This window comes from Pelotomaculum schinkii, from assembly GCF_004369205.1.
GTDB classification, from domain to species: Bacteria; Bacillota; Desulfotomaculia; order Desulfotomaculales; family Pelotomaculaceae; genus Pelotomaculum_C; species Pelotomaculum_C schinkii.
Genome location: NZ_QFGA01000001.1, coordinates 1,965,019 through 1,984,809, shown reverse-complemented (window position 1 = coordinate 1,984,809; position 19,791 = coordinate 1,965,019). Strand labels below are relative to the sequence as shown.

The following is a 19,791-nucleotide window of genomic DNA, read 5'->3' as shown; positions in this document are numbered from 1 at the left end:
AGTATCGTTAAATTTAGAAAGGGGGTGAAAAAAAGACAGTGAAAAAAGCAGTTTATTTTATTTTATTGGCTGCTTTTACCGGTTCCGGTGTGGCTTTTGGTTTTTTTCTGGTTAACAGTGGCCTGGTGACCTTTTTAACCGACCTGCCTCAACATTTCAGGCTTGGGGTGGTGGGCTTATCCACCCTGATCGGCCTGCTTGCCGGAATTCTGCTGGCCCGGCCGCTCATGAGCGGAGCAGTGCGATTGACTGTAATTGCCGAGCAGTACCTGCAGAGGACCCCGACTCAGGATCTGGTCATGGGCTCGGTCGGCTTGATTATTGGACTTATAATTGCAAATTTAATAGGCAATCTCCTGTCCTTTTTAGGTCCTGTCGGTAAGCTGGTATGGATTCTGATTACACTATTTTTGTCTTACCTTGGCTTAAGCATCGGCATCAAAAAGCGTGAAGAACTACTGGCGCTGTTCGCCAGTTTCCCCAAGTTTGGCAAGGACCGGGCTTTGAAATCCGAGCTCAAAGCGGGGCATTTTAAGATTCTGGATACCAGTGTGATTATTGATGGACGGATCGCCGAACTGTGCGAAAGCGGCTTTATTGAGGGAGTTATGCTTATTCCCGCCTTTGTGCTGGAAGAGCTGCGCCATATAGCTGACTCTCCCGACCTTTTGAAAAGGAACCGGGGCAGGCGGGGCCTGGATATACTTAATAAGATGAGGAAAGATGTTGACATAAAAGTCCAAATATACGACAACAACCGGGGACTGGAAGATGTTGCGGAAGTGGATACCAAGCTGGTCAAGCTGGCTCAGAAACTGGGCGGCAAAATCATTACCAACGACTATAACCTGAACAAAGTTGCAGAACTGCACGGTGTTAAGGTTCTAAATATCAACGAGCTGGCCAACGCCGTGAAGCCGGTAGTTCTGCCGGGTGAGGAAATGGTGGTGCAGTTGGTCAAGGACGGAAAAGAGATGGGCCAGGGAGTTGCCTACCTGGATGATGGTACCATGATCGTGGTGGACAACGGCAAGCGTTATATGAACCAGACTATCCCGGTGCTGGTCACCAGTGTTCTCCAGACTGCCGCCGGGCGGATGATTTTTGCCAAGCCCAAGTATGAAAAACGCGGCGAAGGACAAGCTCATCTGGGTGAGGTGAACGCCATTGGTTAAGGTTGCCGCTGTGGTGCCTGCCGCCGGTTGCGGGAGCCGGATGGGGTCGGATGTGAAGAAGCAGTTTATTGCTCTGGCCGGGGCGCCCATACTGGGGTACGTATTAAGAATTCTTGAAGCCAGCAAGCTGGTGCAGACCATAGTGGTAGCCGTAGGCGAAGGTGAAGAGGAATATTGCCGCCGGGCTGTGGTCGACAAGCTGGGGCTAAAGAAAATAACAGCCGTCGTACAAGGTGGTAAAGAGCGCCAGGATTCCGTTTACAGCGGCCTCCTGGCGCTTGCGCCTGATACGGATATTGTGGTCATACATGACGGGGTCCGCCCCCTGTTGAGCGATGAAAACCTGGAGATGGTCGTCGGGGCCGCCCTTGCGTTTGACGCCGCAACCTGCGCCGTGCCTGTAAAAGACACGGTTAAACTAGCCCGGGAGGACGGTTTTGTGGCCGAAACCCTGCCCAGAAACAGGCTGTGGTTGACCCAGACACCTCAGGCTTTCCGTTACGGGGTTATTCTGGACGCGCACCGCCGTGCTCATGAGGAAAACTTCAGGGCCACGGACGACGCGGCGCTGGTTGAAAGGCTGGGGATGGCGGTGAAATTGGTGGATGGCAGTTACCGGAATATCAAAATTACAACTCCCGAAGACCTCATCGTGGCTTCGGCCCTGCTCGAGGCCTCTCAGGCCGGGGGTGGTCAAAAATGAGGGTGGGGTTTGGCTATGACGTCCACAGGCTGGTCGAAGGAAGGCCGTTGGTCCTGGGTGGTGTCGAGATCCCATATGACAAGGGGCTTTTGGGGCACTCCGACGCGGATGTGCTGGTGCATGCCGTTATGGACGCCCTGCTGGGCGCCGCCGGGGCTGGTGATATCGGCCGGCATTTCCCCGATACCGATGAACGCTATAAAGGAATTAGCAGCCTGATCCTCTTGTCAAAAGTCGGTGAAGCGCTGAACGAAAAGGGTTTCACGGTGGGGAACATAGACGCGGTGGTTGTGGCCCAGAGACCGAAACTGGCTCCCTATATGGAAGAAATGAAGCTAAAGATGGCGGAAGCGCTGGGGATTAGCTCTTCCAAGGTCAACGTTAAGGCAACGACGACCGAGGGACTTGGCTTTACCGGTACCGGCGAGGGTATTGCCGCTTATGGCGCGGCGCTTCTCGAAGGCGGTCCGGGGACTTAGGGCAGTTGCCCGGCCGTTATCGCGGCGCCGTTCCCACTACCCCAGAGGCTTTTCGAGAGCCAGTTAACAATTACCTTTACCCATTAGATAAACTCGCATTTAGATTGAAATACATAACTATGTTTTATATTAATTAACACTCACATTTTTTTATGAATTGCTATTGACCATTTGCCTGCCGGATAAAACAGGTGTTATAATAAGCTACGATAAAAAAGGGTCATTTAACCAGCCGTTAGATATGACTTCCGGCTGATTTGCGCCTTAAGGAGGAACCATTTTGTTGCCGGTACGAGTCCGTTTTGCGCCGAGTCCCACCGGTCCTTTTCATATCGGGGGGGCCAGATCGGCGTTGTTTAACTGGCTTTTTGCCCGCCATTACGGGGGCGCTTTAATAGTCCGGATCGAGGATACCGATCTGGAGCGTTCTACCAGGGAATCTGAGGAAAACATCCTCAATGCCCTGCGCTGGCTCGGCCTGGACTGGGATGAGGGGATCCAGGTTGGGGGCCCCAACGAGCCCTACCGCCAGACGGAAAGGCTGGACCTTTACCGCCGGTATGCGGACACCTTACTGGAAAGCGGCCAGGCTTACCGTTGCTATTGTACGGAGGAGGAACTGGCGGCCGAGCGGGAAGAGCTTTTGGAAAAAGGCGAGATGGTCCGCTATATGGGCCGCTGCCGCAACCTCACGCCGCAAGCGCGCGCCGCCCTGGAAGCGGCAGGCCGCAAGCCGGTGATACGCTTTAGGGTGCCGGAAAACCATGTCATCCAGGTCAACGACCTCGTCCGGGGCGAGGTTTCATTTGATTGCAGCGGCATTGGCGACTTCATTATTGTAAAATCCGACGGTATTCCCACCTACAATTTCGCTGTGGTCATAGATGATCACACCATGGGAATCAGCCACGTAATCAGGGCCGAGGAACACCTGTCGAACACACCGCGCCAGATTTTAATTTTCGAAGCGCTGGGCTGGCAGATCCCGGAGTTTGCCCATGTGTCGCTGATCCTGGGCCAGGACCGCAGCAAGATGAGCAAGCGCCACGGCGCCACCGCTATTGAGCAGTACCAGGCAAAAGGCTACCTGCCCGAGGCCCTGGTTAACTTTCTGGCGCTGCTGGGCTGGTCCCCCGGAGGAGAAGAAGAGGTTTTTTCCCTGGAACAGCTGGTGGAGCATTTTTCTCTGGAGCGGGTGTCCAAAAGTCCCGCCGTTTTTGACCTCGATAAGCTAAACTGGCTCAACGGCCACTATATCCGTACCGCCTCCCTGGAACGGATTACCGAACTGGCCATACCATATTTAGAAGAGGGGGGCTATATAAGTCAACCGCTTACTGCTAAGAAGTATGAGTGGGTTAAAATGGTGGTTGCCTTAGTACGGGATTATTTGAACTGTCTGGAGGAAATCACGGACCACGCCGCTATTTTCTTTAGCGACAAGGTCGACATAGAAGAAGACGAAGCCAGGGAGATCATGGCCGGCAACCAGGTCCCGGCTGTTTTGGAAGCCCTCAAAGCCAAGGTTACTACAGGTCCCGCCCTCACCGAAGCAGGCGCCAGACTTCTGCTCAAGGAAGTCGGCAAAGAGCTGGGCGTCAAAGGCAAAGAAATTTTTATGCCGGTCCGGGTAGCGCTGACCGGAAAAACCCACGGACCCGATTTAAACCGGATCATGGCCATCCTCGGCCAAACCGGTGTCGCCACACGACTTGAACAGGCGAGGTCTTATACTGCAGTTCTTAAGGGTCAGGCGTAAGCTAATACTGCATTCCTAATGGTCAGGCGTAAGGCGTAGAATGCCGACAGGCTCTAAGCTCTGGTTTATGTAGGTGCGAATTCATTCGCCCATTGACCCCGGAGAAATGCAGTTTATACCTACGCCCTATGCCTTACGCCCTACGACCTGCATAGGGGGTATTGGAATGTTCGACCGGCTGCGCAAGGATATCCGGGCTGTGATGGAGCGGGATCCCGCCGCCAAATCCGTATTGGAAGTGGTCCTGTGCTATCCCGGTCTTCACGCTGTTCTTATGCACAGGCTCGCGCACGGTTTTTATCGCCGGGGCTGGTTTGTTATCGCCCGGCTCATTTCCCAGTTCGCCCGTTTTATAACCGGTATCGAAATTCACCCCGGCGCCAGGATCGGAGAAGGTTTTTTTATCGACCACGGCTCCGGCGTCGTTATCGGTGAGACTGCTGAAATCGGGGACAATGTTACCGTCTACCAGGGGGTTACCCTGGGGGGGACAGGCAAGGAAAAAGGCAAAAGGCATCCCACGATCGGCAACAACGTAATGATCAGCGCCGGCGCCAAGGTCCTTGGATCCTTTACGGTTGGTGACAACGTCAGGATTGGCGCCGGTTCTGTGGTTTTAAAGGCCGTGCCCTCCGACTGCACTGTGGTCGGAGTTCCCGGCAAGATCGTTGTTATGGACGGCCATAAAGTAGATCCCCGGCAGGCGCCCGGCGAGGTAAACCTGCGCCACGATCAGCTTCCCGACCCGGTTACAGACGTGCTTGTATGTATGCATAAAAGTATAGAAAGGTTGCAAAAGCGGGTCAGAGAACTGGAGGACCAGAATCTTCAACTGGCAGGCCTGCGCCGGGAGGAACTGACGGGCTGCCGAGAGAGGTGTTTCTTAAAAGATGGAGATTTATAACACCCTGACCAGGCGGAAGGAGACCTTCCAGCCGAGAGACCCGGGCCGGGTCGGCATCTATGTCTGCGGCCCGACGACCTATAACTATGTGCACCTCGGCAATGCCAGGCCGCTGGTCTTTTTTGACACGGTACGGCGGTATTTTGACTACAAAGGCTACGAGGTAGTTTACGTCCAGAACTTCACCGACGTCGACGACAAGATTATCAACCGCGCCAGGGAACAGGGGGAGGACCCTCTCGCTTTCTCCCATATGTATATTAATGAATATTTTAAAGACGCCGACGCCCTTAACGTCCGCCGGGCTGATCAACACCCCAAGGTATCGGAGCATATTCCCGATATCATCGGGACTGTTGAAGCGCTGATCAAAAACGGCTTTGCTTATGAGGTAGACGGGGACGTCTATTTTGCAGTGCGCAAGTTTGAGCCTTACGGCAGGCTTTCCGGCCGTACCTTCGACGACATGCAGGCAGGCGCCCGCGTGGATGTGGATACCCGCAAGCAAGACCCCATGGATTTTGCCCTTTGGAAGGCCGCCAAGCCGGGCGAGCCGTCCTGGGACAGCCCCTGGGGGCCGGGCAGGCCGGGCTGGCACATCGAGTGCTCGGTCATGTCGCAAAAATACCTCGGGACCAACTTCGACATCCATGGCGGAGGCAGTGACCTGATCTTTCCCCACCATGAAAATGAAATCGCTCAGGCTGAAGCGGCAACCGGAGAACCTTTTGTCCGCTACTGGCTGCATAACGGCTTTATTACCGTAAACGACGAGAAAATGTCCAAGTCGCTGGGCAACTTCTTCCTGGTCAGGGACATCCTGTCCAAATTTTCGCCGGAAGTAGTCCGCTTTTTCCTCCTCTCCACCCATTACCGCAGCCCCCTCGACTTTGCCGATGAAAACCTGGTTTCTGCCGGGAAAGGACTGGAAAGGATCAAGACCAGCATCCGGCTGTTGACCGAAGCCCTGGAGAGGAAGGGAGAGGTTTCCACCGCCCGCTCTGGTTCCGGTTGGGCGGCGGACTTAACAGCCTCCCTTGAAAACTTAAAAGCCGCCTTTGATTCCGCCATGGACGATGACTTCAACACTGCTCTGGCCATGGGAGTCATCTTTGACCTGGCCAGAGAGGTCAACAGCGCCGTCCAGAAGGCGGGAAACGAGGTCTCCGGCCCGGACCGGGAGGCTCTCCGGCGCGCTTATGACCTGTTTCAGAATTTCAACGGGGTCATGGGGCTTTTTAAGGTTGAACCGCAAAGCGGCAGGATCCTTTTAGATAGTGACGCAGGTGATGGTTCCAGCCTGGCGGAAGGGTTAATCAACCTGATTATTGAGATCCGGCAAGAAGCCCGCAAGAAGAAAGACTGGGTAGTCGCCGACCGGATCAGGGACGGTTTGAAAGAACTTGGCGTGGTCCTTGAGGATACTCCTCAGGGCGTTCGCTGGAAGAAGCAGTGATGGGGGTTGAAAAATATTCAACCAGGTGAACTGCCGGCGCTGGCGCTGGCTTACATCGGGGACGCCGTCTATGAACTGGCCGTGCGCTCGCATCTTGTCGAAAGCGGGATATCAAGGGTAAAACGGCTGCATGACGAAGCTGTAAAATATGTACATGCGAAAGCACAGGCCAGGCTGCTCAGAGAGCTGGAAGGGATCCTCACAGAGGAAGAAACAGCTGTAATCCGCCGCGGCCGCAACGCCAAGTCTCCCCATACCCCCCGCAGCGCCGGTGTGATCGATTACCGGCAAAGCACAGCTTTCGAATGCCTGATCGGCTATCTCTATCTCAAAGGCGACAAGGACCGCCTCGAGGAGATCCTGGCCCTGGCGCTGGAGATGGGACGTGAATAAGAAGGGGCGGATCTTTGTCTTATGAAGCTAAGTAAGTATGGACTAATTTGAATTACATGCAGATAGTTAAGCTATAATTTAGGTTTTGATTTGTATTATTTATATTTCTTGAAGTTGCATGAAATCTCCTTGAAAGCGAAAAGCTAACCCTATATTTGATTGGAGTTAACGAAATATGCCTCATCATTCAAGAGCTTTAATTATAGCTCATACACCTGAACCAGAAAAGATATGCACTGCTGCCGCAAGGATTTCAACTAAATTAGGTTCTTCTATTGATATTTTTGAAGAAGTAGTGAAAAGCAATAATTATAGCCTAATATCAAAAGTATTAGATTCTGGGCATAAATCCTTTATTGAGCATGTCAACTTCACAATAGCTTTTGAAAATGTTTCAGCTTTTGTTGAGCAATTTATCATTGAATTTAGACTAGCTTCGTTTACTGTTAAATCTCGGAGATATGTTGACTTTGGAAATATGGGCTATTATATTCCCAAATTTAGGCTAAAATCTGAATCTACTGCAACGGAAGAATATATATTTAAGAAGTACACAGAGCAAATGAATTATTTATTCATGGAGTATAAATATTTTGTTAATAACGGTATAATAAAAGAAGATGCAAGGTTTCTTCTGCCATATTGTTATTTTAGTAACTTTTATTGTACTGTTAATGCACGTGAGTTGATGCACATTATATATTCTGCAAAATATGGTAGGGGGAGTGGATTTCCCGAAATAAATAAATTAGGAGAATCCTTACTTTTACAGGCATCAAAGATATGTCCAAGCATCTTTAATAAAACTGAGCAACTTGAAGCGGGTAATGAGGATAAAGAATTTAAGCTAAGAGATTTTCTTGATGCTAAAATTATTGAGAAAAGTAATTCCAATGAAACTACCGAAATAATTAGTTATACAAATGACCCGGAAAAAATTGTTGCACTTACGGCAATCATTAATCATAAACTATGTTCGACGAACAAAGCATCGGAATTAATTGAATCAGATGCAAGTTTGCATAATCAATTGTTGGAAATAGTATGTAATGATAAGAGGAAGCGTGAACTAGAGCAAATTAATTTTACATTTCGGATTAATAATATTTCCCTAGCTGGTCTAACTCACCTTGTTCGGCACAGGATGCAATCCCTTAATGTACCATCATTTACGGAATTCGGGATTAGCGATCGGTATATTATACCGAATACTATAGCCTCCAATCCAACTTTATTGTCAAGGTATCATGCAATTTGGAAAAATCATATTGCTTTTTTTAATGAATTTCATTCCTTAGGTATTGTTGATGAGGATTTGGTTTATTTGTATTTGAGTGGAAATGTTTTAGATGTGGTTACAACTATGAATGCGAGAGAGTTGTTTCATTTTATACAACTAAGATCATGTAATAGGGCTCAATGGGAAATTCGCTTAATTGCTATAGATATGTTGAGAAAATTAAGAAGAATTGCACCTAACATATTTGGTAGAGTTGGCCCAGCATGTTTTATGACAAGGAATTGCCCTGAAGGAAGATTGTCATGTGGAAAAATGCAAGATGTATACGATAGTTTTTCGGTTATATGAGGTGATCAAATGTGGAACACATGACAGAATATTATAAATGTTTTCAAGATTTCATCGGGTATTTAATTTTATGTTTCTTAGCAGTAGTTACTTTTTTCGATATATTGGATCACAAGGGAATTAATATTCCTTGGTTTTCTGCAATACAAAGGAAAAGAGAGAAAGATAATATTAATTATATTAAAGCGAATACATATCAGTGTATTTCTCAAATATTTACCGAAGATCACAATTTATTAATGCAGTATAAGGATGAGCGAATTAGACAATTCTTGGCTCAATTGGGCTTAAATAGTGAGCAGTTTGAACAAGTTAAATATGAAATTATCAAGTTGCGTAAGTCCCCTCCAATGGATACGTGGGAAAATATTAGAAAGAGGTTAGAGCATATATGCATTAGTGATTTCGCCTTAATAAATCAAAAAGGAATCCCAAGTGTTTTATATAATGCAGTAAATTATTATGTTAATTTAACGGATATTATGTTCGATAATTTTTTTGCTTATGATTTAGTTTCAATGATGGTGAATCTCATAGAATCAAGTATGGATGAAAGAGAGTTGAGTAAAATTGATAAGATTGTTGTCACAACTGAAGGCAACTTCCTTTTAGGTTTAAAAGTCGCTGAGAGAATGAAAAAGCCATTTGTTAAAATGAGGGAAAATCCCAAGATTAGACAGGATCAGTATTGGGACGGAAAACTTAACTCAAATGAGAATATAATTTTTGTTCATGACGTATTAGTGAAAGCTGAGCAAGTTATAAAAAGTATTAATAAATTTCCGAGTGGTATAAATATATTGGCATTCTTCTGTTTAGTACATAGATCGGAATGGAGAGGTTTGGAAAAGCTAAAAGCTCTTAATATTAATGTTTATTCAATATTAACACTATCAGACGAATATATTGAAAATTTATTAATGAGTCGTGGTGAGGAGTAAAGATTATGAATAAATGTAGCTTTTGCTCCGAAATAACTATGGATGAAGAGAATAACCTTTTTAATACAATGGTCTCCCAATATATTAATATGAGTCATAGGTTTTTATATAAAACTAAGAATTGGTTGCTAATACCAGCACTTGGTTCATTTGTTGCCGGTTATTTGTTAATCATTACTGAGAAGCACTTTCTTTCAATTGGTTCTGTTCCAACTTATCTTCTGCTTGAATTGGAGTGTTTGCTTCAAACCGTTGATAGTTTATTAAAAAACATATACAAATTAAGCACAATAGCCTTTGAACATGGTGCTGTGACAGATGAAAATCTGGGTGGTTGTTGTGTTAATCACACGCATCTACATATATTACCTTATAATGGGGATATATTACCTGATATAATTGATGACGGGTTCGAGGTTAGAAAGATTGATTCTTTCTATGATTTAAAGATGCAATATCTTTCTCATAAGCCCTATATTTTTTATCAGAACAATCATGGGATAAAGTATATTATTGAAGGTAAAAATATCCCTTCTCAATATATTCGACAGATATTAGCTGATAAGTTAGGTGTTTTAGAAAATTGGAACTGGAAGGAGTACATTGGAATTGATTATATTGTAGATACCTTTAATAGGTTAAATAGTGTTGATATTAATAGTATTTATATGGAAATATTGAATAAATATAAGGGTAGGCTTAAGGCATGGTGAATTCGATGGTTATATACAACAAATTAGTAAGGGATAAGGTGCCTAGCTGCATAGAGGCTGAGGGCAAGATCTGTTATACTAAAAATCTGGACGGTCAGGAATATATTATGGCTTTAGAAGAAAAGCTGATTGAAGAAGTTAATGAGTATCTTCAGTCACATAATATTATGGAATTAGTAGATGTTGTGGAGGTTATATATGGAATCGTTGCTTCGATGGGTGTTGATAAAAAAGAATTTGAATTGTATAGGCTCAAGAAACTATCTGATAGAGGTGGATTTAACGATAAAATAATGCTACTTGAGGTTGTTAGTAGTTAGTGATTATGATAGAAGAGGAGAGACTTCGCCTGGAAGACGTCATTGCAGGACGCAACCCGGTCCGGGAAGCGTTGCGGTCCGGCCGCCCCATCAATAAAATACTAATAGCCGAAGGCCCTTTGTCCGGGCCCCTGTTGGAAATCTACGGCGCGGCCAGGGAGAAAAACATCCCCGTGCAGAAGGTGGACAGGCAGCGGCTGGGCAAATTCGCCCCCGATGGCGCCCACCAGGGTGTGATAGCCCTGGCAGCCGCCAAAGAGTATGTGGAAGTGGAAGACATCCTGGCTGGAGCCGGTCCCGGCGTATCGCCGTTTCTGATCCTTTTAGATGAGATCAACGACCCGCATAACCTTGGCGCCATCCTCCGTACCGCTGACGCCGCCGGCGCGCACGGAGTTGTCATTCCGCGCCGCCGCTCCGCCCCGCTGACGCCAACTGTAGCCAAGGCATCGGCCGGGGCCATTGAATATGTGCCGGTGGCCAGGGTCGCCAATATGCCTCAGACTATCGAAACATTGAAAAAGCAAGGCCTCTGGATGGTAGGCGCCGATCCGGAGGGACAGGAACTTTATTGGGACGCCCGCCTGGAGGGACCGCTTGGCCTGGTCATAGGCGGTGAGGGCAAGGGCTTGGGCCGTCTGGTCAAAGAGCGGTGTGACCTCCTGGTGCGCCTGCCCATGTCCGGTCGTGTAAACTCATTAAATGCTTCAGTTGCAGCCGCCCTGCTGGCCTATGAAGTAGTGCGCCAGAGGAGAATCGCTTTAAATGAAGGGTCATCTCATCGTTGACGGTTATAATATTATTTATGCCTGGCCCGAATTTAATAAGAACAGGGAAACCGGGTTGGATTACGCCAGGTCAAAGCTGGTGTCCATACTTGCCGACCACGCGGCTCTAACCGGGTTGAAAGTGGTGGTCGTCTTTGACGCCCACCAAATTAAAGGCGGCGCTGAAAGAACGGAAGTTGTAGACGGGGTGGAGGTAATTTACACCCAGCAGGGGGAAACAGCCGACTCACTGATCGAGCGCATGGCCGGCTCCTTTCCAGAGGACGGGGGGACGGTATATGTAGCCACCTCGGACTGGGCCGAACAGGTGATCATTTTTGGCAGGGGAGCGTTTCGCCTGACTCCAGGTGAACTGCGCGAGCAAGTGCGGCGGACCAAAGAGGAAAGCAAGGTCCACTACCAGCAAAGCAAGCCGGTGGACGGTTACCTGGAAAACCGTTTGCTGGAAAAGGTGCGCTCCAAATTTGAACAATGGAGGCGGGGAAAGGGCTAGCCCGTCCAATTTTACCTTGACGAGCTTCCACCGCTTCGTTATAATAAGTTAGGAACCTGACCGAAACTATAATCAACATATGCCTAGCCCCGTGAAAAGAAAAAGTGCATTCCGGGCTGAAGGCCTGGGCATTGTCAATTAGCGAGGGTGGGGTTTTTTATTTTTTTTCTCGTTGGTTGATGGGAAAAAGAGGGGGAGAATAGTGATTTTTCAAGCCCAGACGGAAGTTTACAACGGATTTCAGCTGCTGGTTGACGAAGAAGTTGTGGAATTTGCCCGGGAGGGTGACGAAATAGCCCTGGAATACCTGATTAATAAGTACAAAAATTTTGTCCGCGCCAAAGCCCGGTCATATTTTCTGATCGGGGCCGATCGCGAAGACATCATCCAAGAAGGTATGATCGGGTTATATAAGGCAATCCGGGACTTCCGGATGGACAAGCTATCCTCATTCAGGGCTTTTGCCGAGCTCTGCATTACCAGGCAGATTATCACTGCCATCAAGACTGCCACCAGGCAAAAGCATATACCGCTGAACTCCTACGTCTCCCTTAACAAGCCCATATACGATGAGGATTCGGACCGCACCCTGCTGGATGTGCTATCGGGTTCGAAAATCACGGATCCCGAGGAGTTAATAATCTCCAGGGAAGAGTTTGACGATATCGAAGAGAAGATGGGCGAGATCTTAAGTTCGCTGGAGTGGAAAGTCTTGATGTCCTACCTGGAAGGCAAGTCCTACCAGGAAATCGCCGAAGACTTAAAGCGCCACGTCAAGTCAATCGACAACGCGTTGCAGCGCGTGAAGCGGAAACTCGAACGCTACCTAGAAAAGCGCGAAGCATAACCAGTTAACTGACAGGTTGCCTTTAACCGGCGGTTAAAGGTTTTTCTATGCTGGCCCGATATGGGTGCTGTCCGGGACACACTTGGAGACGGAGCCAATTTAGTAGCTGTAAAATAACTGTGGGTGATCACCAGTAATCTCCAGGCGAAAAGACAAGGAGTTTTTCCACGGAGAAAAGAAGAAAACCTCCAATGCAAGTAAGCCAAACCGACAAAGGAGGTTTCTTCTAGTGAATACATCACCCCAAATCCAAGCAGCCCAAGACTATCTGAAAGAAAGTTCCTGGCTGCAAGAGAAAAGAGTGAGTACTTTACTTAACAGTGTACTTGCCGGAAAGACAAATTTCAATACTTTAGAAAAAGAACTATTTACCATTGCCAGAGACTACTTGATTCAGATGCTGACTGCATTTTTAGAACACCTTGATCGGCTCATACTTTACTCGGCCGAACGGGAGGGTTGGGAAGTAGTTGAAATAAGGGAGCGAAGCCTCGAAACCACCCTGGGGGTGCTCAGCTACCCAAGACGCTACTACAAAAAGCGCACTTTAAGCGGAGCTTACGCTTACACCTTTTTGCTGGACGAACTGCTGGGTATACCAGCAAGAGCGCATGTCTCTGCCCGGTTGAGCGAAATAGCCGTAATGCTTGCCGCCGAACAAACCTACAGGAAGGCAAAAGAAACCTTAAAGACCACTTTGGGGGTGAGCATCAGCCACGAGACCATCCATCGGGATGTCCAAGTAGCCGGTGAACACCTCAAGAAATGGGATGGGGAAACTGGCTTAGACGGTACCGGTATCCGTGTTGTCCCTTTATTGGTTGTCGAAGTAGACGGAGCGATGATCAAACAACAGCGCCGGCACAAAAGAAGTGAGCAGAGACGCTTTGAGTTAAAAACAGCGGTAGTTTATGAAGGGTGGGAAGAAGGTCCGAATGGCAGAGCAAAACTGATCAACCCCACTTACTTCATTTACCACGGAAAAGGAGAAGAATTTTGGGGCGCCTTAGAACGGCGTTTAAGCCGGCTCTACGATCTTGACGGCTGCCCAAGAAAAATTATTGCCGGGGACGGAGCCGACTGGATCCGGGAAGGAGCCGATCTTTTAGGGGCCGAATATCAATACTGCCGGTTCCACTTAAAAAGGGATCTTATTAGCCTGTTTAACCCCCAGCACAGAAAAAAACTCGAGAAAATCCTCTATACGAACGACACGAACAGCCGGGCCGCTTTCAATATGTTTTTAAGGACGTTGATCATTGAAGAACCAAACGAAACCAGAAAAGAAAAACTAAGAGCTTTCCAAAGCCTAATCAATAGCGTTTGGGAAGGGATTACCGACTGGCGGGAAAGAAACCGTCCCTGCCCTTCCCCGGCCCGGGGATTGGGAGTTATCGAACCCAATGTGGGGCATACCATTGCCCGTCGGTTTAAACATCAGGGGGCTTCCTGGTCGGTAAACGGATCTGACAATCTCGCCCATGTTCGTTGTGCAAAAAGAAACGGTAATCTTATAGATATTCTTCGCCTGCCAGGGCCGCCTACTCCAGAGAGTGAGCCGGTACGAGTTCAGGACGGCTATTGGGCCAGAAGACAAACAGATGGCCTGGCTGCAAAAGATCCTGGGGATTGGGTACGGGCATCCTTGCCGGCAGCTTATGGACCCAATCAGAAAAGCCGGGAACTGGCATTACTAATTAGCCGTCTCACTTTAGATTGGATTTTTTAGACATGTTTTTGGTGAATCCCTGAGGCTTTTTTTGGGCGGCGCCGTCAGGGTAGCCTTGACTGCCGGGGGCCACACGCATGGTATAATGGGAGAAACGACGGGTTCGCTATCTTTGTAGACATGTTCCCGGAGCCACCCCGTCGGCATGTTTTATCAGACCATGCGTGGGGGTGGCAGTCAAGGCCGCCGCCACCGTGTTTTAAATTTTTTGCAATCTATATCGTGTCAAATTTATAACCTGGTTGAGTTGCATTGGAAATTATCGGATACGACCCACTTTAACTTGACAGCATCGCCAATTTATTTCAGGTTGACAGCACCGCCATAATAGCTTATAATAGCTACTGTGTCAGCGCCGGCGTAGCTCAATTGGCAGAGCAGCTGACTTGTAATCAGCAGGTTGCGGGTTCGAGTCCCATCGCCGGCTCCAAACTGAGAAGCGATACCCACATCTAAATATGGAGGGGTTCCCGAGTGGCTAAAGGGAGCAGACTGTAAATCTGCCGTCGACGACTTCGCTGGTTCGAATCCAGCCCCCTCCACCATCGCTTTTAAGCGGGGGCCCTGGTCGTTTGACAAAGGGCTCCTGATATGATATAATAAGTTTTGTCGATATCGCGGGGTAGAGCAGCTGGTAGCTCGTCGGGCTCATAACCCGAAGGTCAGGGGTTCAAATCCCCTCCCCGCAACCAAAGAAATCAATCCTCGCAAGCAATTGCGGGGTTTTTTAATTTAGGAGCCGGAGGACCATGCAATAATCTTAGAGCGGATATTTAACCTGCCGGCTCAGCCGGTTCTTTTATTTGATTTAATGTGACATTCCTTGCCGTCAATGTATATTATAGGAAAAAAGGAATGCTTAAAATGCGCTTGCCGAATGATACAGGAAAGCCAATGTTAAGACAGCGGTTTTATTTTGAAAACAATTGGTATTACGTTACGGATCCTTGGGCGCTGGTGGATCTGCAGGTTCACGGTAAAGATATTACTTATTTTGTCCCCTACTGGTTTGGGGCAACCGAGCAGGGGACCCTGAGTGACCAGTCCGACCCCGATACTCTGGCGACGCTGCAGCAATTAGGCCTGCCTGTGGTGGCTTTAGTCTATAATTTGGCCGGAGCCATTCACAAGATTTTGACCATCCCCAGCCTGCGCCAGACTCTTATAATAAACATTTTAAATATGCTCCTTAGTAAAAGGTTTATTGGCGTGAATGTGGACTTTGAATTTGTGCCGCCGGAAGACAGACAGTATTTGACTATGTTTATGGCAGAGCTTTATACGGCATTAAAACCGTATGGGCTTTTGGTTACCATATCCGTTCCTCCTGAACTTAAAGACGATCCGGCCCACCCATTTTCGGGGGCGTTCAGCTACTCCGACCTGGCCAGGTACAGCGACCAGCTGTATCTCCTGGCTTACGATGAACATGTCGCAATTCCCGGTCCCATCGCCTCTTACGGCTTTGTCCGTCAAGTGCTGACCTATGCCTTGTCAGTGATACCGCGGGAAAAGATCCGTCTGGGAATGGCCGTGTACGGGCGTGATTGGTCCCCCGGGACAGAACTTCCCAGGGAACTGTCCTTCGAAGAAGCTATAACCACCGCCTCCCGCCATGGAGTTGCCATCCGCTATGATGAAGAGGCGCAGGAATCAACCTACACCTACACGGCAAATGGAGTAAACCATATTGTCTGGTTTGAAGATGTGCGGAGCTTTGCAGTAAAACTAAACCTGGCTTTTCAAGAAGGGATAATGGGTATCGCTGTGTGGAGGCTGGGTCTGGAGGATCCGCGAATTTGGGAATTGCTGAGGATGCGCTGAAAGCTGATTGTTACTAAGAAGGAGCTATCCCCACAGCAGACCGCTATAGTACCGTCATTGAAACTAACACCAAGCTTCCCAAAGGATTGGGGCGCTTGGTGTTGAGCTTTTATTGCAATATTTCACATGATCGTTCCCAAAATACCGATTAACGCTACGACAAGGATAATCAAAATAAGCGCATTAATCAAACTAATCCCTCCAGAAGCCTTTTAAAACAGCCTACCAGCAATTTATTAAAAATCCATTAAAGAAAATTTAAATTTCTCTCAATTATTGTAAGCGATTACAGCGCTTTGTTGTATTATTGACATATGCTCAATATTATTTATATAATTATTCATGTGGAACTGCCCCGGCAAGTATTCTGTTGACCCGCACCCTTTCAGCGCTGTATGATGGGGGAAAATTGAGAATTATAATATAGAGTCTTTTAAGTAAAGAGGTGATCGCATGCCTAGACCGCCAAAATGCAGGAGAGTGGAGCAGTTTCCCATGGTTACCTGCTTTAAGCCTGCGGGAATACCGGGTACAGAACTTGATGAGGTTGTTATTTCTGTGGAAGAAATTGAGGCTATCCGGCTTAGAGATTTACTGGAGCTGGAGCATGAAGAATGCGCTGAAAAGATGTTGGTCTCGCGGCCTACCTTTCACCGCATCCTGGCCTCGGCCAGAAAAAAAATTGCATTTGCTCTGATTAATGGGGCAGCCTTGAAAGTAACCGGAGGCAGCTTTAAATTGGCCCAACACAAACTGGAGTGTCGCCGTTGCGGTCATCAATGGGTGGGAACAGTCTGCTGCAGGCGCACTGTTTGCCCGGCCTGCGCCCAAAAAGACTGGCAGATAACTGAGTAAAGCAAAAGTCAATTAACAAGGGAGTCACAGAAGATGAAAATTGCGATGCCTTACCTGAATGGCACGGTGGATGAATATTTTGGCAGGAATGGTGAATTCATCATCGTTGAAGCGGATGACGGTATGATCACCGGCAAAAAAATTCTCACCAGCGAAACTGCTCTGGGAGACCTGGTCGGTATGTTTCAGAACGAAGGGGTGGAGGTCGTTATCGCCAATGTGATCAGCCGCCCGGTGGTGGAAATGTTTTTTTACAACGGCATACGGGTTATCACCAGAGCCTCCGGTGAGGTAGAACAGGTTGCCAAGGATTTCCTCAGCGGCGAACTGCTAACTGGGGCCGCTTGTCGAGGTAGTGGAAACCACGCCCGCTAGGAAGCAGGGGAAGCAGGGGGACGGTTCTTTTGCTTCCGAAAAAAGGAAGCAAAAGAACCGTCCCCCTGCTTCCTTGACTTCCTTTATTTATGAAATTTTACACAAAAACAAAGGAGTTTCCGGTTTTTTGCTGAATTTACCTGGATAAGGAAATATTTTGCCAAAATATCGGAGGACGCCTTGAGCAACCAAAGTTTGTACAGCTTTATCTTGGAGCAGTCATTTGACGGAATTGCTTTTGCCGACGAGCAGGGAGGATTTATCGAATGGAACAGCAGTTTGGAACATATTACAGGGCTAAAGCGCAGCGAGGTAGTGGGACGCCCTTGCTGGGATGTGTATTTCCAATTATTGTCAAGTAAGACTAAAACAAAGGCCTTATACGAAAGGCTCAAAACAAACATCTTGCATATGCTGGAAACCGGGCGATCCCCGGCCATGGGCGAAGCAGCTATTCAGTGGCCCGATGGAATACGCAAAATTATTCAGATGACGGCTTTTTCCATCATGACCGCCAAAGGCTACATGCTGGGAATAATTGTACGAGACATTACCAGGCTCAAGCTGTTGGATAATGAACTACAACAAGGCCGGGCCTGGCTTGAGCAAATGGCGCTCGATCGTACAGCCGGGTATAAAAAGCTCAACCGGCAGCTTTCGCTGGAAATAGTAAAGCGCAGGCAGGTGGAGGAAGCCCTTTCGCGGCAGTTGGAGATAAGCCTGGCTATCACCGAACTCTCACGCAAGCTTCTATCACCTGCCGCGATTGAGGATATTTCCATCCTGGTGCTGGATCATGCCAAGCGCCTTACCGGCAGCAAATACGGTTATGTCGGCTATATCGAGCCTGAGACGGGTTATCTCATTTGTTGTACCATGACCAAGGATATCTGGGATAACTGTAAGGTTAAAGACAAGGACATTGTCTACAAGCGCTTTGGTGATTTGGGCGGGTGGGTCATCCGGAACAAAAAATCACTGCTGACCAACACCCCTGCTCAAGACCCGCGTTCAGCAGGAACGCCTCCCGGCCATATCCCCATCGACCGTGTAATCGCCGCTCCGGCTATTTTTAACGAAACGCTGGTTGGACTCGTCACTCTGGCCAATTCACCCCGCGATTACAGGGAGCAGGATCTGTCGCTGATCGAGCGCCTGGCGGATCTCTACGCCATTGCCGTTCACCGCAAGCGCTCCGAAGATGCCCTCCGCATCTCGGAGGCCAACTACCGGGCAATATTCGACGGGGCCGATGACGCCATTTTGGTGCATGATCTGCACACCGGCGTCGTTACCGATGTCAACCAAAAAGCTTGTCAATTGTTCGGCTGCAAGCCGCTGGAGAGCAGCCCGGATCTGGACGGACGGCTCATCAACCTGCCGCAGTACACACGGGATAGTACGGCAAAGTGGATGGCGGAGGCCGCCAAAGGGGAACCGCTGCTTTTTGAGAGTGTGCTGAAGGATAGTGATGGGTCGTCCTTGTCAATTGAAGTAAGCTTAAAACGGGCCGTCATCGGGGGAAAGGAAAGCGCGGTGGCTATCGTCAGGGACATTACCAGGCGAAGGCAGGTGGAAGGGGAAATGGTCCGCCTGGACCGGCTCCACCTTGTCGGCGAAATGGCCGCCAGCTTCGGCCACGAAATCAGAAACCCGATGACGTCGGTGCGCGGTCTTTTACAGGTTTTGAGGGGTAAGCCCGAGTGTCTCAAATATAAAGAGTACCTTGATTTGATGATTGAGGAACTGGACCGGGCCAATTCAATTATTCAGGAATTTCTCTCTCTGGCCAAGGACAGGGCGGTACTCTTTAAGGTCCAGAGCCTGAACGCAATTATAGAAGCTGTTTTCCCGTTAATTCTTGCAAGCGCGCTGATCCAGGACAAGTATGCCGAAGTTGATCTTGGAGATATTCCGGATTTGCCCTTCGATGAAAAAGAAATACGCCAGGTTATTTTAAACCTGGTGCGCAACGGGCTGGAGGCAATGCCCCCCGGGGGCTGCCTGACTATAAGGACTTTTACCGAGGGCAATGAGGTGGTCCTGTCGGTCCAGGATCAGGGCACGGGAATAGGACCTGACATCATTGAGAAAATCGGCAACCCGTTTTTCACTACCAAGGAGCAGGGCACCGGGCTGGGGTTGGCGGTTTGTTACAGTATTGCCGCGCGCCACGGGGCGACAATAAAGATTGAGACCGGCTCCGACGGCTCCACCTTTTTCTTCAGGTTCCTTCGTCCGGACAACGCGGGGCAGTAACTGCCCTGAAAACATTTCGGCCGCTGCAATGCCGCTCAAATGTAGGTGCGAATTCATTCGCAATGCTCTTAAGATATGCGGTGTGAAAAGGCCTCACCCACATAGCTGAGTTTTAATTCTCTAAAGATACCGTGTCTTACCAACTCCTTGATAATGTCGCGGGTTAGCTGCATTATTGTTAAGTTTTCTT

Annotated in this window: 19 protein-coding genes and 3 tRNA genes; all 22 read left to right on the top strand. The window is 48.4% G+C overall.

Annotated elements, in window-relative coordinates:
* Positions 1 to 38 precede the first annotated feature (38 nt).
* The 22 genes from Psch_RS09250 (at position 39) to Psch_RS09145 (ending at position 19,601) form a co-directional block, all read left to right on the top strand.
* Positions 39 to 1,175, top strand: coding sequence for a PIN/TRAM domain-containing protein (locus Psch_RS09250; protein ID WP_190239967.1), 1,137 nt, complete (start codon positions 39 to 41; stop codon positions 1,173 to 1,175).
* Positions 1,168 to 1,878 carry a 2-C-methyl-D-erythritol 4-phosphate cytidylyltransferase gene (gene ispD, locus Psch_RS09245; protein ID WP_190239966.1) on the top strand — a complete coding sequence of 237 codons (711 nt, stop codon included), beginning with the start codon at positions 1,168 to 1,170 and terminating at the stop codon, positions 1,876 to 1,878. The genes Psch_RS09250 and ispD overlap by 8 nt, the downstream gene beginning before the upstream one ends.
* Positions 1,875 to 2,357, top strand: a complete 483-nt coding sequence (gene ispF, locus Psch_RS09240; RefSeq protein ID WP_190239965.1) for a 2-C-methyl-D-erythritol 2,4-cyclodiphosphate synthase — start codon at positions 1,875 to 1,877, stop codon at positions 2,355 to 2,357. Before ispD ends, ispF begins: the two co-directional genes overlap by 4 nt.
* Positions 2,358 to 2,640: 283 nt before the next feature.
* Positions 2,641 to 4,116 carry a glutamate--tRNA ligase gene (gltX, locus tag Psch_RS09235; RefSeq protein WP_282432455.1) on the top strand — a complete coding sequence of 492 codons (1,476 nt, stop codon included), beginning with the start codon at positions 2,641 to 2,643 and terminating at the stop codon, positions 4,114 to 4,116.
* A 166-nt stretch (positions 4,117 to 4,282) separates the two neighbouring features.
* Positions 4,283 to 5,020 (top strand): serine O-acetyltransferase, encoded by a 738-nt coding sequence (gene cysE / locus Psch_RS09230; protein ID WP_190239964.1) that lies wholly within the window; start codon positions 4,283 to 4,285, stop codon positions 5,018 to 5,020.
* Positions 5,007 to 6,476: a cysteine--tRNA ligase gene (cysS, locus tag Psch_RS09225; RefSeq protein WP_190239963.1), complete on the top strand. Its 1,470-nt coding sequence runs from the start codon at positions 5,007 to 5,009 to the stop codon at positions 6,474 to 6,476. Before cysE ends, cysS begins: the two co-directional genes overlap by 14 nt.
* A 6-nt stretch (positions 6,477 to 6,482) precedes the next feature.
* A complete protein-coding gene (locus Psch_RS09220) occupies positions 6,483 to 6,869 on the top strand; it encodes a Mini-ribonuclease 3 (protein ID WP_190239962.1) in 387 nt (128 codons plus the stop codon).
* Positions 6,870 to 7,044: 175 nt separating this feature from the next.
* Positions 7,045 to 8,457 (top strand): FAD-dependent thymidylate synthase, encoded by a 1,413-nt coding sequence (gene thyX, locus Psch_RS09215; protein ID WP_190239961.1) that lies wholly within the window; start codon positions 7,045 to 7,047, stop codon positions 8,455 to 8,457.
* Positions 8,458 to 8,468: 11 nt separating this feature from the next.
* On the top strand, positions 8,469 to 9,398 hold the full coding sequence (locus tag Psch_RS09210; RefSeq protein WP_190239960.1) for a hypothetical protein: 930 nt from the start codon (positions 8,469 to 8,471) through the stop codon (positions 9,396 to 9,398).
* A gap of 5 nt (positions 9,399 to 9,403) precedes the next feature.
* Positions 9,404 to 10,111: an HIT family protein gene (locus Psch_RS09205; RefSeq protein WP_190239959.1), complete on the top strand. Its 708-nt coding sequence runs from the start codon at positions 9,404 to 9,406 to the stop codon at positions 10,109 to 10,111.
* A 5-nt stretch (positions 10,112 to 10,116) separates the two neighbouring features.
* On the top strand, positions 10,117 to 10,431 hold the full coding sequence (locus Psch_RS09200; RefSeq protein WP_190239958.1) for a nucleoside triphosphate pyrophosphohydrolase: 315 nt from the start codon (positions 10,117 to 10,119) through the stop codon (positions 10,429 to 10,431).
* A gap of 5 nt (positions 10,432 to 10,436) precedes the next feature.
* Complete coding sequence (gene rlmB, locus Psch_RS09195; RefSeq protein WP_190240283.1) at positions 10,437 to 11,219, top strand: 23S rRNA (guanosine(2251)-2'-O)-methyltransferase RlmB; 783 nt, start codon at positions 10,437 to 10,439, stop codon at positions 11,217 to 11,219.
* Positions 11,197 to 11,712 carry an NYN domain-containing protein gene (locus Psch_RS09190; RefSeq protein ID WP_134219800.1) on the top strand — a complete coding sequence of 172 codons (516 nt, stop codon included), beginning with the start codon at positions 11,197 to 11,199 and terminating at the stop codon, positions 11,710 to 11,712. Before rlmB ends, Psch_RS09190 begins: the two co-directional genes overlap by 23 nt.
* A gap of 202 nt (positions 11,713 to 11,914) precedes the next feature.
* Positions 11,915 to 12,559 carry an RNA polymerase sporulation sigma factor SigH gene (sigH, locus tag Psch_RS09185; RefSeq protein WP_134219801.1) on the top strand — a complete coding sequence of 215 codons (645 nt, stop codon included), beginning with the start codon at positions 11,915 to 11,917 and terminating at the stop codon, positions 12,557 to 12,559.
* Positions 12,560 to 12,788: 229 nt separating this feature from the next.
* Positions 12,789 to 14,288 (top strand): ISLre2 family transposase, encoded by a 1,500-nt coding sequence (locus tag Psch_RS09180; protein WP_190238768.1) that lies wholly within the window; start codon positions 12,789 to 12,791, stop codon positions 14,286 to 14,288.
* Between the two features lie 354 nt (positions 14,289 to 14,642).
* A tRNA-Thr gene (locus Psch_RS09175) sits at positions 14,643 to 14,718 on the top strand.
* Between the two features lie 30 nt (positions 14,719 to 14,748).
* Positions 14,749 to 14,833, top strand: a tRNA-Tyr gene (locus Psch_RS09170).
* 71 nt (positions 14,834 to 14,904) lie between these two features.
* Positions 14,905 to 14,980, top strand: a tRNA-Met gene (locus tag Psch_RS09165).
* Between the two features lie 172 nt (positions 14,981 to 15,152).
* Positions 15,153 to 16,112: a glycosyl hydrolase family 18 protein gene (locus Psch_RS09160; RefSeq protein WP_243123995.1), complete on the top strand. Its 960-nt coding sequence runs from the start codon at positions 15,153 to 15,155 to the stop codon at positions 16,110 to 16,112.
* A gap of 453 nt (positions 16,113 to 16,565) precedes the next feature.
* Complete coding sequence (locus tag Psch_RS09155) at positions 16,566 to 16,967, top strand: DUF134 domain-containing protein (protein ID WP_190239957.1); 402 nt, start codon at positions 16,566 to 16,568, stop codon at positions 16,965 to 16,967.
* A 33-nt stretch (positions 16,968 to 17,000) separates the two neighbouring features.
* The gene (locus Psch_RS09150; protein WP_190239956.1) at positions 17,001 to 17,342 is read left to right on the top strand and encodes a NifB/NifX family molybdenum-iron cluster-binding protein; all 342 of its coding nucleotides are present in this window, start codon (positions 17,001 to 17,003) and stop codon (positions 17,340 to 17,342) included.
* A 180-nt stretch (positions 17,343 to 17,522) separates the two neighbouring features.
* Positions 17,523 to 19,601 (top strand): PAS domain S-box protein, encoded by a 2,079-nt coding sequence (locus Psch_RS09145; protein ID WP_190239955.1) that lies wholly within the window; start codon positions 17,523 to 17,525, stop codon positions 19,599 to 19,601.
* Positions 19,602 to 19,791 lie beyond the last annotated feature (190 nt).

What these genes read in the sequence shown, in the direction of transcription:
- cysE (WP_190239964.1), top strand. Translation starts at nt 4,283, where the DNA reads ATGTTCGACCGGCTGCGCAAGGATATCCGGGCTGTGATGGAGCGGGAT.
- Psch_RS09205 (WP_190239959.1), top strand. Translation starts at nt 9,404, where the DNA reads ATGAATAAATGTAGCTTTTGCTCCGAAATAACTATGGATGAAGAGAAT.
- thyX (WP_190239961.1), top strand. Translation starts at nt 7,045, where the DNA reads ATGCCTCATCATTCAAGAGCTTTAATTATAGCTCATACACCTGAACCA.
- Psch_RS09190 (WP_134219800.1), top strand. Translation starts at nt 11,197, where the DNA reads ATGAAGGGTCATCTCATCGTTGACGGTTATAATATTATTTATGCCTGG.
- cysS (WP_190239963.1), top strand. Translation starts at nt 5,007, where the DNA reads ATGGAGATTTATAACACCCTGACCAGGCGGAAGGAGACCTTCCAGCCG.
- Psch_RS09150 (WP_190239956.1), top strand. Translation starts at nt 17,001, where the DNA reads ATGAAAATTGCGATGCCTTACCTGAATGGCACGGTGGATGAATATTTT.
- Psch_RS09200 (WP_190239958.1), top strand. Translation starts at nt 10,117, where the DNA reads ATGGTTATATACAACAAATTAGTAAGGGATAAGGTGCCTAGCTGCATA.
- Psch_RS09155 (WP_190239957.1), top strand. Translation starts at nt 16,566, where the DNA reads ATGCCTAGACCGCCAAAATGCAGGAGAGTGGAGCAGTTTCCCATGGTT.
- Psch_RS09160 (WP_243123995.1), top strand. Translation starts at nt 15,153, where the DNA reads ATGCGCTTGCCGAATGATACAGGAAAGCCAATGTTAAGACAGCGGTTT.
- ispF (WP_190239965.1), top strand. Translation starts at nt 1,875, where the DNA reads ATGAGGGTGGGGTTTGGCTATGACGTCCACAGGCTGGTCGAAGGAAGG.
- rlmB (WP_190240283.1), top strand. Translation starts at nt 10,437, where the DNA reads ATGATAGAAGAGGAGAGACTTCGCCTGGAAGACGTCATTGCAGGACGC.